14 protein-coding genes and 1 pseudogene are annotated in these 11,979 nt (G+C 58.8%); 6 read left to right on the top strand and 9 right to left on the bottom strand.

Features of this window, described 5'->3' with window-relative positions; genetic code table 11:
- From FQ755_RS32045 to FQ755_RS32030, 4 genes are all read right to left on the bottom strand, one after another.
- On the bottom strand, positions 1–111 hold a 111-nt coding region (locus FQ755_RS32045; RefSeq protein WP_144160736.1), incomplete at its 3' end, for an SDR family NAD(P)-dependent oxidoreductase.
- A gap of 289 nt (positions 112–400) precedes the next feature.
- Positions 401–1,186 carry a hypothetical protein gene (locus tag FQ755_RS32040; RefSeq protein ID WP_144160733.1) on the bottom strand — a complete coding sequence of 262 codons (786 nt, stop codon included), beginning with the start codon at positions 1,184–1,186 and terminating at the stop codon, positions 401–403.
- Positions 1,187–1,487: 301 nt separating this feature from the next.
- Positions 1,488–2,675 carry a hypothetical protein gene (locus FQ755_RS32035; RefSeq protein ID WP_144160730.1) on the bottom strand — a complete coding sequence of 396 codons (1,188 nt, stop codon included), beginning with the start codon at positions 2,673–2,675 and terminating at the stop codon, positions 1,488–1,490.
- Positions 2,676–2,837: 162 nt separating this feature from the next.
- Positions 2,838–3,077, bottom strand: a complete 240-nt coding sequence (locus FQ755_RS32030) for a CDGSH iron-sulfur domain-containing protein (protein WP_144160727.1) — start codon at positions 3,075–3,077, stop codon at positions 2,838–2,840.
- 123 nt (positions 3,078–3,200) lie between these two features.
- On the opposite strand from FQ755_RS32030, the gene FQ755_RS32025 reads away from it, so the two are divergent.
- The 5 genes and pseudogenes from FQ755_RS32025 (at position 3,201) to FQ755_RS32005 (ending at position 7,003) form a co-directional block, all read left to right on the top strand.
- Positions 3,201–3,656: a MarR family winged helix-turn-helix transcriptional regulator gene (locus FQ755_RS32025; RefSeq protein ID WP_144160724.1), complete on the top strand. Its 456-nt coding sequence runs from the start codon at positions 3,201–3,203 to the stop codon at positions 3,654–3,656.
- A gap of 62 nt (positions 3,657–3,718) precedes the next feature.
- Positions 3,719–4,087: pseudogene (locus FQ755_RS32020) on the top strand (DDE-type integrase/transposase/recombinase); the annotation flags it as partial.
- A 157-nt stretch (positions 4,088–4,244) separates the two neighbouring features.
- Positions 4,245–5,165, top strand: a complete 921-nt coding sequence (locus FQ755_RS32015) for a LysR family transcriptional regulator (protein WP_144160721.1) — start codon at positions 4,245–4,247, stop codon at positions 5,163–5,165.
- A 76-nt stretch (positions 5,166–5,241) separates the two neighbouring features.
- Positions 5,242–5,589 (top strand): GNAT family N-acetyltransferase, encoded by a 348-nt coding sequence (locus FQ755_RS32010; RefSeq protein WP_144160718.1) that lies wholly within the window; start codon positions 5,242–5,244, stop codon positions 5,587–5,589.
- A gap of 259 nt (positions 5,590–5,848) precedes the next feature.
- Positions 5,849–7,003, top strand: a complete 1,155-nt coding sequence (locus FQ755_RS32005) for a tetratricopeptide repeat protein (RefSeq protein ID WP_144160715.1) — start codon at positions 5,849–5,851, stop codon at positions 7,001–7,003.
- Positions 7,004–7,299: 296 nt separating this feature from the next.
- Here FQ755_RS32005 and FQ755_RS32000 read toward each other — a convergent pair whose 3' ends face one another.
- Entirely contained in the window at positions 7,300–9,288 is a 1,989-nt protein-coding gene (locus tag FQ755_RS32000; protein ID WP_260858976.1) for a cell wall anchor protein, read from the bottom strand.
- A gap of 93 nt (positions 9,289–9,381) precedes the next feature.
- Positions 9,382–9,960, bottom strand: a complete 579-nt coding sequence (locus FQ755_RS31995; protein WP_144160712.1) for a hypothetical protein — start codon at positions 9,958–9,960, stop codon at positions 9,382–9,384.
- A gap of 276 nt (positions 9,961–10,236) precedes the next feature.
- On the opposite strand from FQ755_RS31995, the gene FQ755_RS31990 reads away from it, so the two are divergent.
- Positions 10,237–10,566: a helix-turn-helix transcriptional regulator gene (locus tag FQ755_RS31990; protein WP_144160709.1), complete on the top strand. Its 330-nt coding sequence runs from the start codon at positions 10,237–10,239 to the stop codon at positions 10,564–10,566.
- Here the strand turns inward: FQ755_RS31990 and FQ755_RS31985 are convergent, their stop codons facing one another.
- The 3 genes from FQ755_RS31985 to FQ755_RS31975 form a co-directional block, all read right to left on the bottom strand.
- Positions 10,567–11,202, bottom strand: coding sequence for a hypothetical protein (locus tag FQ755_RS31985; RefSeq protein ID WP_144160706.1), 636 nt, complete (start codon positions 11,200–11,202; stop codon positions 10,567–10,569).
- Positions 11,199–11,579 (bottom strand): hypothetical protein, encoded by a 381-nt coding sequence (locus FQ755_RS31980; RefSeq protein WP_144160703.1) that lies wholly within the window; start codon positions 11,577–11,579, stop codon positions 11,199–11,201. The genes FQ755_RS31985 and FQ755_RS31980 overlap by 4 nt, the downstream gene beginning before the upstream one ends.
- Positions 11,580–11,680: 101 nt before the next feature.
- Positions 11,681–11,979: hypothetical protein (locus FQ755_RS31975; protein ID WP_222105811.1), on the bottom strand; the 299-nt coding region annotated here is incomplete at its 5' end.

The following is an 11,979-nucleotide window of genomic DNA, read 5'->3' as shown; positions in this document are numbered from 1 at the left end:
CGTGATGAACACGCGTGCGCCTTCATTGGCGAACGCTTTGGCGACACCGAGGCCGATACCGGCGCTGGCACCGGTAACTACGGCGACCTTACCCTCAAGTTTTCTGCTCATGATTTCGTTCCTTCATTCTGGATTGCTATGCGCCGTTCGTTCATGTCGGAGCGTTTCGACGGCGCCAAGGTAGGCGTTGAAGCATCGGAACAATAGGCGATGGAACGGATCATCTGTAGCCGGCGGCTGAGACTAATGTTTATTCCAGTTTGGAATGACAACGAAGCGGCTATGTTTCCCTAAGCGGCTCCGTCGAAATAGGCGGCGGAGCCGCTTTCTCCAACGCCGGTTTTACACGGCCAACTCAGAACGCACCAAATAACATGAGCGCGGCCGCCAGCAATTCCAGCTAAAGCGTGCGCGACCAGAAGCGTCGGGAAACTATTGGCGCATATCGCTGGGCTTTGGCGTGGACAGACGAGGGCGCGTTGGCGCCGCGCGGAGTGAAGATGATCATGCCAGGCCGCGGTCGTCCGATCGTGCTCAGGTCATGGTCCAGAGCCTCGCCCAGCCTGTTGCCACAAACGTCTTCGAGACGTTCAGAGACGACGAGGCGGTGCTCCCCGGCGCTCCAAGGAAGGCTTGGGATAAGCTGCGCTGCGGTTCCGTCCGGCGCGAGTGACACACGCGTCTGAATGATCCCTGTGGAAGGGGTCAAGACCCGGATCTCATCCTCACAGAGGGCGGCATCCATGACTCTGTCGAAGTACACGACGACGGGGTCGAGGCTCCCGACTGCTGGGGAGACGATACGCCAGTCGGTCTCCTTGATCGCTTTCAGAATCGGATCGCCTACGCGGAAGGCATGGCGCGCTGTCTGCCCGCGTGCCGTGATGACCAGGCTGTACGCCCGCCCGACGACAAGCGCGGGGTCGTGAGGCGGGTCCGATCCAATGCCGCGCTTGATCCTTCCTGGCTCCATCAGCACTGTTAGGCGGCGCCCATCAAGCGACCAGAGCTCCTGCGACAGGATGAGGAAGGGGTCGCGCACCACCTGCTCCTCCTCGTTCAGCAGCCAGAGTTGGTCACGATCGAAGTGCGCCTCTCCTGGCCTCGGGAAATGTATGTAAAAACGCAGGGCGTTGGCGGGGAGCACCTTGGCTTGAGGAGAGATGCGGATCGGTATTTCGGTCATAAAATCACTCCCGAAGAGGCGTTTGCCGAAGAGATCAAATGGATCCTCGGCGGGATCGGTTGTAGAGCTGATATTTCCAAACCAGAATAGACTGGCATGGCCCGGGGAGAGGATTTTCAGTTAGACGGCAAACGCGATTTCTAGCCAGACGAACGCTTGCCAGATCCGTCCGATATGGCTTATTGCCGCGAGGAATAAGTGAGCCGCGCTTGAACCGTGGGGGGCGTCAGCGATGCGGATCGGCATCCCAGGGGAAGTTCGGATCCACATCTCTGGTGCCATCAAAGGTCAAGGCCGCCGTTCATGCCGCCGGCTTCGGCGGGAATTGGGCGCCCGGGAAATCAAACTCCACCCAGACCTTGTCTAGCCGTGCGGGAAGCGGGCTGGTCATCAGGGTCTCAAGCGTCAGATCGCCTGTATCCGCGTAGCGGGTCAGCGAGACGAAGAAGCGATCGCTGAACAGGTCCGCCCGCAGCGACGATCCGACGAACAGCACCTGCTTGCCAACCGGTCCGGCTGGCATGAACGGGTTTTGGTCCAGCATCTTGTCCTGGGTCGGCCGGTTCTCGGGCGTGTAGCCTTCGGCGGAGCGGATTCCGGAGAGCGGAACTATCATGGGGCCGCGACCGACATTGGTAATGAACAGCTTGTCCTCGTCTCCATCACGAAAGGCGACCATGCTGATGGGCTGGCCATTGCCCATGTCGCCAATCGTCTTGCCCCTAACCTTCGCGCCATGCTTCAACGCTGAAACCGGAATGGTGACGAGCGGGCTGCAGGCATAGGCGGCGACGAGCGTGTCCTCTCCATCGATGGTGGAGAACTGCATGGTCCGGATCGGCGCACGCGTTTCATAGAGGCCGTGTGCAAGATGGTAGATCTCCACTTTGGTCTCGCTGGCTTCCCCGGTGAACGGATAAGGGATCCGCCGCAGCGTGGAGGAGAACTCCTGGTTTGAGACGCCGGCGACGAACACCTCGTCGGCATGAAACTTCAGATCCACGATCGTCATGGATCGGATCGGTGTACGCGCTTTCTCGTCGAAGACCGCGGCTGGCGGGTATGGGAAAGAACCGGCTCGCGACTTAAAAGCCTTGCCCTCGTCGGGAACGTCGGAGAGTCGGTGCACCGTCACCTTCGATGATGAGAGGTCAAATGGGTGGACCTCGCCGGCAAGCGAGATGCTCACGACCGCGGGCTCCAGACGATCGCCATTGCGCACGCCGACGGACAGGTAGGGCTCGCGCGTCACGGGGTGGACGGCCATCCCGTTCATCACCAGGCTTTTCGCCGTTACGCCCAGCGCCGCGGCGATCTTCTCGTCGATCGATTCGAAGAGGAAGGGATCCAGTGAGGCTGGAGCCTGACCGCGTTCCGTCTCGAAGGCAAAGACGGCCCCGAGCTTGTTGTCGCCTAAAAAGAGGACTCCGTCGGGGCTGAAGGTTACAGCTCCCGCCGATTGCGGGGTGACTTGGTTAATCGCGTTCATGATGGTTTCCTTATTCCGCTTACGGCGGCTGTTAGATTGGGCGAGAAGAGATGGCGCCTGACGAGGGTCCGGCCGCGACGGTGGTCGTGCCGGAGGAAAGTAAGCCGGATATTGAAGAACCGACTTGTATCAGCATTTCGATCCACCGAGTCGCAACGATCTTTAGAGCTTTGCGTGGCTACCATCGCAGAAAACGCCGCTCTTACTGCTCTTGCAGCCACAGAGGTAAATCGTCTTGGTTTCTGCGGCCTCGAACTTTATCGGAGAGAGGCCTGTGCCTGCGTGGCTGCCGTCACAGAAGGGCTGACCCTTGCTCCGTCCGCAGGAACACCGGTAGTAGCTCTTACCCGCTTCAACTTCAACAGGATATGGACCCTTTTGTGCGATTGTTGGTATTGGCATTTGAATCTCCTTTGTTCGAGTTCTGCGATCTGGTAAACTACCTTGACTTTATAAAGTAAAGGTATTTGACTATGTGGTCAAGCACCTTGATTTTTTATTTGCGCTGGGACGACGTAGACGCTCATGAGTAACTCAAAGGAAGGAAAGGAAGACAGCTTTGCACCGGCCCTGGCTGCCGCCAGTCGCGCCTTGACCGCCACCATGATGGCCAAGGTTGCTGGTTGTGGGTTCAACGACATGACCCCCGCCTTCGCGAGCCTCATGTCGTTGCTGGATGCGACCGGCGTCCGTCCCACCACCTTGGCGCAGCGCGCCGGAATCACCAAGCAGGCAATTAGTCAATTGGTTCGGGAGCTGGAAGCGCGCGGCTATGTTGAGCAGGTACCCGACTCAACTGACACACGTGCCAAGATCGTGCGCCTGACGGAGAGCGGGATTGCCTTACACGCGGCGTGTGCGGAGGTGAAACAGGAGCTACAGTCCATTGCTATCGCAAAGCTTGGCAAATCGAGAGTATCGCGATTGCGGCGGGACCTCATAGAGCTTGCCGCTGTTCTTGAGGAAATGCACACGCGCTGAAAACGTGAGGTGGATTCTGGTATCCACGAAATCCCAGATGCGCGACTGCTTCGACATAGTGTCTCGTGACGGACTCGTTGGCGATGGCATGGTTCCGCCGTCGGCCAGTGCCCGATGCGCTGTGCCATTCCGACCGCGGCAGCCAGTATGCGAGCCATGAATTCCAGCGCAAGTTGACCGATTACGGCATGCGCTGCTCGATGAGTCGTAAGCGAAATCGTTGGGATAACGCCCGGACGGAAAGCTTCTTCAACGGCTTGAAGAGCGAACGAGTTTACGCCGCGTGCTACCGAACGCGAAGGCCGATCTGTTCAAATATATCGGTGTTTTACAACCGCAGTCGTCGCCATTCTTCACTTGGCTTTGTTTCTCCGGAGCGTTTCCTTCGAGACTGGATCAAAGCTCAGAACACGAAGGATGTCGCTGCATAACCTCTGGCCTCTGGAAGGCGGAAAACAAAGGGAAGCTCACTTTGCATGGGAGGTGGGCTAGGAATCATGCTTGCAGTGGAGACTTTCCAATCGGAGAGCGGCTTAAAGCGTGGTAATTATGGCGCGGTGATATCGATCATTCCGGCAAGGACTAACAATGAATCGGCTGTCGGCTATGGAAGCCTTCGTTATCGTGTGCGATTCTGCATCTTTCTCGGGCGCAGCGCGCCAGCTACGAATCGGCCAACCTGCCGTCTCGAAAGCAATAGCGCAACTTGAGGAGTATCTAGGTGTTCGGTTGCTAATGCGTTCAACGCATGGGCTCACGCCGACAGAGTCTGGTCAGAGATTTTACGAGCACGCAAAACATGCGATCGATTCTGCTGAAGAGGCGGTAGTGGCGGCGAGGGGTGCAGGGGCGGCACTTTCGGGACGCTTGCGTGTGAGCGCCGCGGTTACGTTTGCCCGTCTTCATCTAATGCCACACCTTCCGGCTTTTCTTGACGCGCATCCCCTCCTCGACGTGGACCTCTTGTTAGACGATCGCAACGTTGACCTCATCGAAGCGGGTATCGACGTTGCGTTGCGAATGGGCAAGCTTGCTGACTCATCGTTGACGGCAAGGCGCATTGGCAAGGGGCGGCGCCTTGTCTTAGGAACTCCCGCCTATTTCCACAAGGCTGGGGTGCCGACTTCGCCGATGGACCTGGTCACGCATCAGGCTATTATCTACGATCAACGAGGCGGCGGGGAGGCGTGGACCTTCCGGCAAGGCGCTGCTGAGGCTTCGATTACGATACGCGGTCGAGTCCGATCGACCGCGGCTGAAGGGATCCGGGAAGCGGTTCTTTCCGATCTAGGTTTCGCCATCACAACCGAATGGATGTTTGCGCGCGAGCTTGACTCTGGCGAGGTTTCGGAGGTGCTTGAAGAGTGGTCGTTGCCTCCGATTGATCTTTGGGCGGTATTCCCTACAGGGAGGCAGGTGAGTGCGAAGGCTAGGACGTTCGCTTCTTTTATGGAGTCACGCATGTTCAAAGGAGATGAGATTGATTGCGCAGCGCTCGCAGATGCGTGAATCTGGCCGATCCTCGGTGGCAGGTTAACCCGATGGCTGATAGTGAGTGTATGGAAATCGTCGGTGCTTTCATCGCATGTCTCCTGTCGCTCCCTTCGCGTCGGGCTCGAAAATGGATTTGTTCAACACATGGTTACGGCGGGTCCACGCCTCGTCGGATCTCGCGGTGGGTATTGGCGGTTTGAACGTTGACCCATACAGGCCGATTGGCGATACCGCTCGGCTGCGTCGTCTGTATGTCGCGAATGACTTTCGACGTCAGGGCGTAGGCGAGGCCCTAGTCGGGGCGCTTCTCAAAGAAGCGCCCCGAACGTTTCGTGTGGTTCGGCTTTCGACGGATACGGAAGCCGCTGCTGCCTTCTATGCGCGACTCGGCTTTAGCGCAATCGAAGATGAGACCGCGACCCACGTAAAAATATTGTGATGAGCGCCTGCTTCGAAGAAGCGGGCGCGGCGACTCGGGGATGACCTCGGGAAGACGACGACAGGCAGGGGCCGGCCACTTTGAGACATTCGACACGGTCGCCTTGATCGTCGACAATCGCGGTTTCGCCATCGAGGAAATCGCGGTTATGGAGTCCTGGGGGCCAACCGCCGAATCGTAGAGGATCGGCGATCCACGGCGTTTCGTCCTCGGGCGCAATTCGTGCCGGAGAAAATGGACCAAAGAAAAGGTTAACGTGATGGTTATTTTGTTTCAGAGGCAGCTACACGCGGTGGCGCAAAAACGAGTCAGTGCTTGCATTTTGATTGCTATCGTCTCACTTGTCAGTGCTGTGCACGCGGAAACAACCAATTCAGGCATAACGGTGGCTTCGAATACGGATGCAGTGGATACCAATACGCTGGTCCAGATGGGCAAGGATTATGCATCTCGGTACCCGCGAGAATATACCCGAGCCGTGGTCATGTTTCGGCAGGCAGCTGAACGGGGAAATGTCCGGGGTGAATTTTTACTAGGCCAAAGTTATGCTGACGGTTTGGGAGTTGAGAAAGATACCGCTCAAGCCGAATTCTGGTATAGAAAAGCTGCGGAGCAAGGAAACATCGATGCACGCAGGACTCTCATGAATATGTTCTACTCCGGTCAGATCAATCCTGTCGATGTCAACGGGGCTGGCCCATGGTGGCGGGAATTGGTCCAGCAAGCCACACAAGAAAAGCAAGAGTTCGAGCATACGCTTGACGCTGCAAACCAAGGCAAGACGGATGCCATGGTGCAACTTGGCTTCGATTATTTAATGGGTGTAGGAGTCACCAAAAACTTTACTCTCGCGAAAGCTGAATTTGAGCAGGCGGCGCAACGAGATCGAACCGATGCGCAGTGTTTTTTTGATATCGTTTCGGCAAAAAAAGTTGAGCAAAGCACAACTGTTCAGCAGTGCTTGGACGCAGCCACACAAGGCTCAGCCGTCTCTCAACTCGCCGTTTCTTATATGTACCGCACCGCAGGTTTCGGAGTTCCTCGCGACCTCAATCAAATGGTCCATTGGGAAAGTAATGCTGCCGAACAAGGATTGGTTGATGCGCAAATCTATCTAGCTGGTGACTATGAAACTGGTAACGGAATTACTAAAAATGAGGAACTGGCGGACGTCTGGTATAAGAAAGCCGCTGAACAAGGAAGTTTCGTAGCTATGGGTGCACTTTCCACCCAGGCTTGGGAGGCTCATAATCCGCTATTTGCGCATTTTCAATTCAAAGATCCGCTTAATAATCCAGAACTCCAAAAAAAGTACCAAAATTTATTAATCGAGCACAAGGGCGGCATTGTAGCGCGAGACTTGATGTCTAATTTGTTTGCGCCATCTATGCCGCGTAACTGGGGATTACCGTAGTCCAGCAACAATCGCCTATAGTGGGTTGTAACTAGTGGCATGCATCCATCACCTGACGAAGGATTTCCAGCAAATTTTTCATTTAAGTCCGCATCGATGTTATCTGCAATCTCGCACGCGCCAATGTCCGCTTTCGAAAATTTCGAACGGCTCATGTCGACAAGCGACCTTCACTCCCTGCAACGCTACGAAGAGCAAAAAAAATGGAGCCCCGGAAAAACCGGTGGCTCCGTCTTGCGGACAAACACGAAACGTGACCACGGCGTTACCCGTGAGTCACGGCTTCGTACCAGTAGTTAATGGTTGTATTGCCAGGTGCTCGTGTAGAACTCCCCATCGGCCGCCCAGCCTAACTGCACATTGCGCGCGGCTTCAGCGCTCAGTGCCTCGCTGGCGACGCTGTACGGCGACGGGTTGAACGTCTCAGAATACGACGTGCTGGTTACCGTGGGGGTGTTCCAGCTCGTGTTCAGAGCAGCTTCTTCAGGACCGTTGGCGGTTGCGGCCGTGACGATGCCAACCGACGCCCAGAAGTTCGGGTACGCGTTGCTCGTTGTGGGAACGGTCCAGTCCAGATTCAGCGCCGATATTGCAGCAGTCGTCTGTGAACCGCCCGCAGAGAGGAAGCCGCTCACCACGTCACTACCGAGCGTCGGCCACGGAACCGTTGCGCCGGCCGCCGCCGCGATGTTGGGTGCAACATTGATTACCGACTGTGGCTGCCCGATCTGCGTGCCATTCATCGAGTACAGCGTCACCGTATATTCGCCGAACACCTTGATGGCTGACACGTTAGCTTGCTGCAAAGCATAGTCCGCCGTGGTCGGCGAGAACGTGCTGCTGCCGGACAGCGATGTCCAGTCCCACTTGTACTGGGTGGTCGTGCTGTTCGACTGCGCGCAGGCCCCACACCCGGTCCACGGTGCAGTGAGCGCCGTCGACGGGATCGTCAGGCTTGCCGGAACAAAGGCCGTATTGAGCAGATAGAGCCCGCTCGCCGGCAGCCCCGGTCCCTGCACCAGGGCCGACCCGACTCTGGTCGACGTGCCGCTGACCGTGACGTTTGCCGGGATCTGGATATTCAGCCCCGACTCGTATCGCCCGTTGCCTGCATCAGCGCTATCCGTGAACTGTATACGACCCAGGAACGACCCGATAGCGACGTTGTACTGCTGCTGATTGCCGATGATGTTCCAGCCACCGTTGGGCAACTGCTGCACGATGTCGCTCGCAAAGTCCGGCGTCCCGTTCGGATCGGTCACCAGGAAATAGACGAGTGCCGCAGGATTGCTGATGGCGGGTAGCGTACCTGCTGGCAGGAACGCGACGGTTTTCACGCCTTGCAGCGTCGTACCCTTCGTGAGGAGCGTGTGGCGCACTGCGAAACCCGCGACGCCCGTCCCCTGACCATTGTTCAGGTAACTCGCGTCGATCGCCGACGTACAGGCGGTGTCGCTCGTGTCGGTCGCGCCTCCCTGTACGTCGGACATGCACTGGCCGAGTTCAGCAACCAGATTCGCGAGGTAGTTCGCTGGCTGGGACGGCGCCGCGAGCGCGGTCGAAATGGTCGTGGAGGAATTGAGCTGAATGGCGGTATCGGGATCGGCAAGGCTCGTGATCTGCATTCCGCTACCGGACGCCGAAGGCGTGACCGCTACCGAATCGATTACGCCATCTGCCCCGGTCTGGTTCGGGGTAAATGCGCCGCCAATCGGATCGAACGCCTTGGCCGACAGGCCGTTCGCCGCAAGGACCGGCGCAAGTGCCGTGTCGAGGGTCGTGACTGCCGTGGCAACGGCCGAGGGTGTGACGGCCGAAAGACCGCCGCTCTGCGTTAGGGTGAGCGGGTTACCGCTCGCCGTCAGCAGCGCCGCGACCGCGGTCGTCAGTGGCGTGACGTTCGCCGTGACCGGGGCGCCGCTACTGGTTGTAGTACTCGCGACGACCGAATAGAGGGTGCCGGTCGCGCCAGACGGGTCAGTCGCGGTAATCACGAACGGTGCAGTCATGCCGGTAATCGAGACGCTGTAGGTACCGTTACTCCCGGAAGTGGCCGTGACTGCCTTGCCGGTAGCGTCCGTCACGGCGACGGGCGCGCCGACCAGTGCGTTACCGATCGCGACCGTCCCACCCAGAGAACTGGCGGAAGATGACGCCGTCGATCCAGGTGCGGAACTGCCCGACGAGTCACCACCCGACGAGCCGCCACCACATGCCGTGAGCACGGCGGTCGCGGCAACACACAGCGCAAGCTGCGCGATCCCCGATGCGCGTTTTTTCTTCATTTCGTTTTTCCTGTTGAAGTAATGGGCTCCGAAGGGAACCCGGATGAGCACCCGCCGCCGAACACGCGGCGGCCGATAGGGGTGAATGACTGGTTACCGGGCGGCCTGCCAGCCGTTGTCGGTCCTGGCCATCGAGATCGTCTCGGTATAGGACTTCTCCACGCCGCCTCTGACCATGTCCTTGATGTCCTGGTCGCTCGCGAAGAAATTCGTCCAGAACGAGCGCGGCAGATTGGAGCACTTGTCCGGCAGGCTGTTGAGGAAACTCCGGGCGTCGAGCGTCTGGCTCAACTGCTGCTTCAGATCGTCCTGGCGGTCCTTGTACCTGTCTTCGACCTCTTTCATGGCGGCGGCAGATTCATCCGTGCCGGAGGTGTATTTCGCCGATGCAGCGTTGAGATCCTGCTCTTCCTGCTGGTTCAGGGCCGCCTGCTGCTTCATCAGCGTCCCCCATTGCTTCATGCTGTCCCGTTCGTCGTCGGACGGCTTGAACCTGAGCGTGTAAGCAACATCGACCCGGTAGCTGTTCGGGTCATCGCCGGGAATGCCGTTGCTCTTTTTGAAGTCCTCCAGTGAGAGGTATGGGCAGCCGTCGAGCTGCGACTGGATAACGGCCTTGGCGTCGGATGCGCTCGGCGCAGAATGGCCGCAGGCGGCCAGTGCGGTGAGCATGGAGACGCACAGCGCGAGGTGAGCCAGCTTTTTGTATCGAGGGTGGGTCATGACGTTCTCTTTTGGAAAACGGGGAGATCATTGAGCTCGTCCCGCGTTTCTGGATTGATTGGATTGTCGTGTTTACTCTACAAATCAGCGCGTAGTTTGGCCTGAGCCGGATAGTCCACGAACAGGTATATCGGCCGGGAATGCTAAAACTGAAGAGTAAACACGACATGAATTGAAGTGTTTACAACGTCGAGATTCAGTCGACGGGCGGGCATCCTGCAAGCCATGACTGCCAAGCGCTCAACTTCGCCACCTGCCCGGCCCGCGCCGATCTCGATTGCCCTTGGCAAGCGGATCAAGGAGTGCCGGCACGAGGCCGGGAAATCGCAGGAGACGCTGGCGTTCGAGGCGCACGTCGACCGTACCTACATCTCGGCGATCGAACGCGGTATCGCCAACCCGTCCGTCGAAACGCTCGCGAATATCTGCTATTCGCTGAACGTGACGCTTTCCGGGCTGTTCGAGCCGTTAGCGGGTGTGTCACTGAAGCCCACCGGGACACGCCGCACTAACGCGGCGACTCCGCCCGAGATCAAGCGAAGCCGGTTGCGGTAGCTAGGACCAGGCTTTCAGCAGGCGGATAGACACGGCGCCATCGATGGCCACCCGATGCATTGCCGTGGCAGTGACATACGAGGTGCGCCTCGCGTTGCCGAATTCCAGCCGCGCGTTGCACGCGGCTAGCCCTGGTTCCACGCCGGCTGGATCGACCAGCAGCAGTGCGTTCGGCAAGAAGGTCCGCTGGCGCCGCAGTCCCTCGACGCCGATTGCAAGCGAGGTTCGTCGCTGCAACGGGTGACGGCTTCGCCAGCCAACGATGACCGGTGCGCCGCTCACCATCTCCTGTTCGCAGAAACGCAGGACGTTTGCCGGGGTGCCGTGCGCCCTGACCGGTCGCACGCCCGCGTTCAGTTCCCAGATGAAGCTGGCGAGCTCCGAAAGCGTCAGGCCATGCAGATAATGTGGCCATGCCCGATCCCAGAAGCTTGCTTCAGGTCCGCCAGAATGCCCCCTGATATCCACCGGGTCGGATAGCTTGCCGAGCATCGCGAGGGCCATTGCGACGCAGTGCAAGCTACTGCCACTGTCCCAGTCGCCCTGCCGGCTGAACAGGGCCGCTCCCGAACTCGCCAACGCTAGCTGCTGGCCTGGGCGCAAGGCCGGGTGCAGTTTCTGGATCAGCGCGCTCATCGGTAACGTACCGGAGGTGGGACGGGATGCTGGTGCCATATGGGTGACTGGCGGGGCTGGCTTTGTCGGGATGCGGGAGGGACCAGGACGTCATCGACCAGCCGGATCGTGGTATGCGAGCGATCCCATTCGGTGACAACCAGAAGCCTGGCGCCGTCAGGCAGACAGTAGAGCGACAGCAGGCGCAGGCCGGTTGCGATGGAGACGTCGTTCTGCTGGCAGTCTTCGTCAGATAAGCTGCCCCAGTCGCCCACAATGTGCCGCAGCACGACGCTGATGACCGGAATGCCGTTGGAGCGCAGCGCGGATAGTGCCGAAGCGGTGATGCGCAGCCGGCCGGGATGGAACAGCGGTTTGAGTCGGGTAGGTTGATGCATTTCCGCTCCTGAGGATGGGTGAGCACGCCCCTCCGGAACGGGCCGGATGCGTGCGGGAAATGAAAGAAGACCGGCGGCGCGCCGGTCATGAACAGGTGAAGTTACGACTTGCGGGCAGTCGATTTCGGTGTAACGCCTGCGCTGAACTGCGCGAGCACCAGTTCCGAATGCGATCGGAGTGCCGGCAGGATCTTTGCGGCTCCGGGCATCGAGGCGAGGGCGCGCATCAGCTCGCGCTTGCGGTGTTGCTCGAATGCCCATGCAGCGGCGAAGCTGATCGCGGTGATACCAGCGACGACGCTGAGTCCCTTTAGTACGGGACGTGGGCGCGGCGGGAGGTGGATGAATTTCGTTTCGTGCATGGATTGCTCCAGATAAAGGACGAACGCGGGCCTCCGGA

The organism is Paraburkholderia sp. BCC1885, assembly GCF_900996235.1.
Classification (GTDB): Bacteria; Pseudomonadota; Gammaproteobacteria; order Burkholderiales; family Burkholderiaceae; genus Paraburkholderia.
The sequence above is the reverse complement of the archived record's forward strand: the minus strand, read 5'-3'. Positions and strand labels throughout refer to the sequence as shown.

Bases quoted from the DNA above. Each gene is read 5' to 3' on its own strand.
- FQ755_RS32040 (WP_144160733.1), bottom strand. From the start codon at position 1,186: ATGACCGAAATACCGATCCGCATCTCTCCTCAAGCCAAGGTGCTCCCC.
- FQ755_RS32035 (WP_144160730.1), bottom strand. From the start codon at position 2,675: ATGAACGCGATTAACCAAGTCACCCCGCAATCGGCGGGAGCTGTAACC.
- FQ755_RS32030 (WP_144160727.1), bottom strand. From the start codon at position 3,077: ATGCCAATACCAACAATCGCACAAAAGGGTCCATATCCTGTTGAAGTT.
- FQ755_RS32025 (WP_144160724.1), top strand. From the start codon at position 3,201: ATGAGTAACTCAAAGGAAGGAAAGGAAGACAGCTTTGCACCGGCCCTG.
- FQ755_RS32015 (WP_144160721.1), top strand. From the start codon at position 4,245: ATGAATCGGCTGTCGGCTATGGAAGCCTTCGTTATCGTGTGCGATTCT.
- FQ755_RS32010 (WP_144160718.1), top strand. From the start codon at position 5,242: ATGTCTCCTGTCGCTCCCTTCGCGTCGGGCTCGAAAATGGATTTGTTC.
- FQ755_RS32005 (WP_144160715.1), top strand. From the start codon at position 5,849: ATGGTTATTTTGTTTCAGAGGCAGCTACACGCGGTGGCGCAAAAACGA.
- FQ755_RS32000 (WP_260858976.1), bottom strand. From the start codon at position 9,288: ATGAAGAAAAAACGCGCATCGGGGATCGCGCAGCTTGCGCTGTGTGTT.
- FQ755_RS31995 (WP_144160712.1), bottom strand. From the start codon at position 9,960: ATGCTCACCGCACTGGCCGCCTGCGGCCATTCTGCGCCGAGCGCATCC.
- FQ755_RS31990 (WP_144160709.1), top strand. From the start codon at position 10,237: ATGACTGCCAAGCGCTCAACTTCGCCACCTGCCCGGCCCGCGCCGATC.
- FQ755_RS31985 (WP_144160706.1), bottom strand. From the start codon at position 11,202: ATGAGCGCGCTGATCCAGAAACTGCACCCGGCCTTGCGCCCAGGCCAG.
- FQ755_RS31980 (WP_144160703.1), bottom strand. From the start codon at position 11,579: ATGCATCAACCTACCCGACTCAAACCGCTGTTCCATCCCGGCCGGCTG.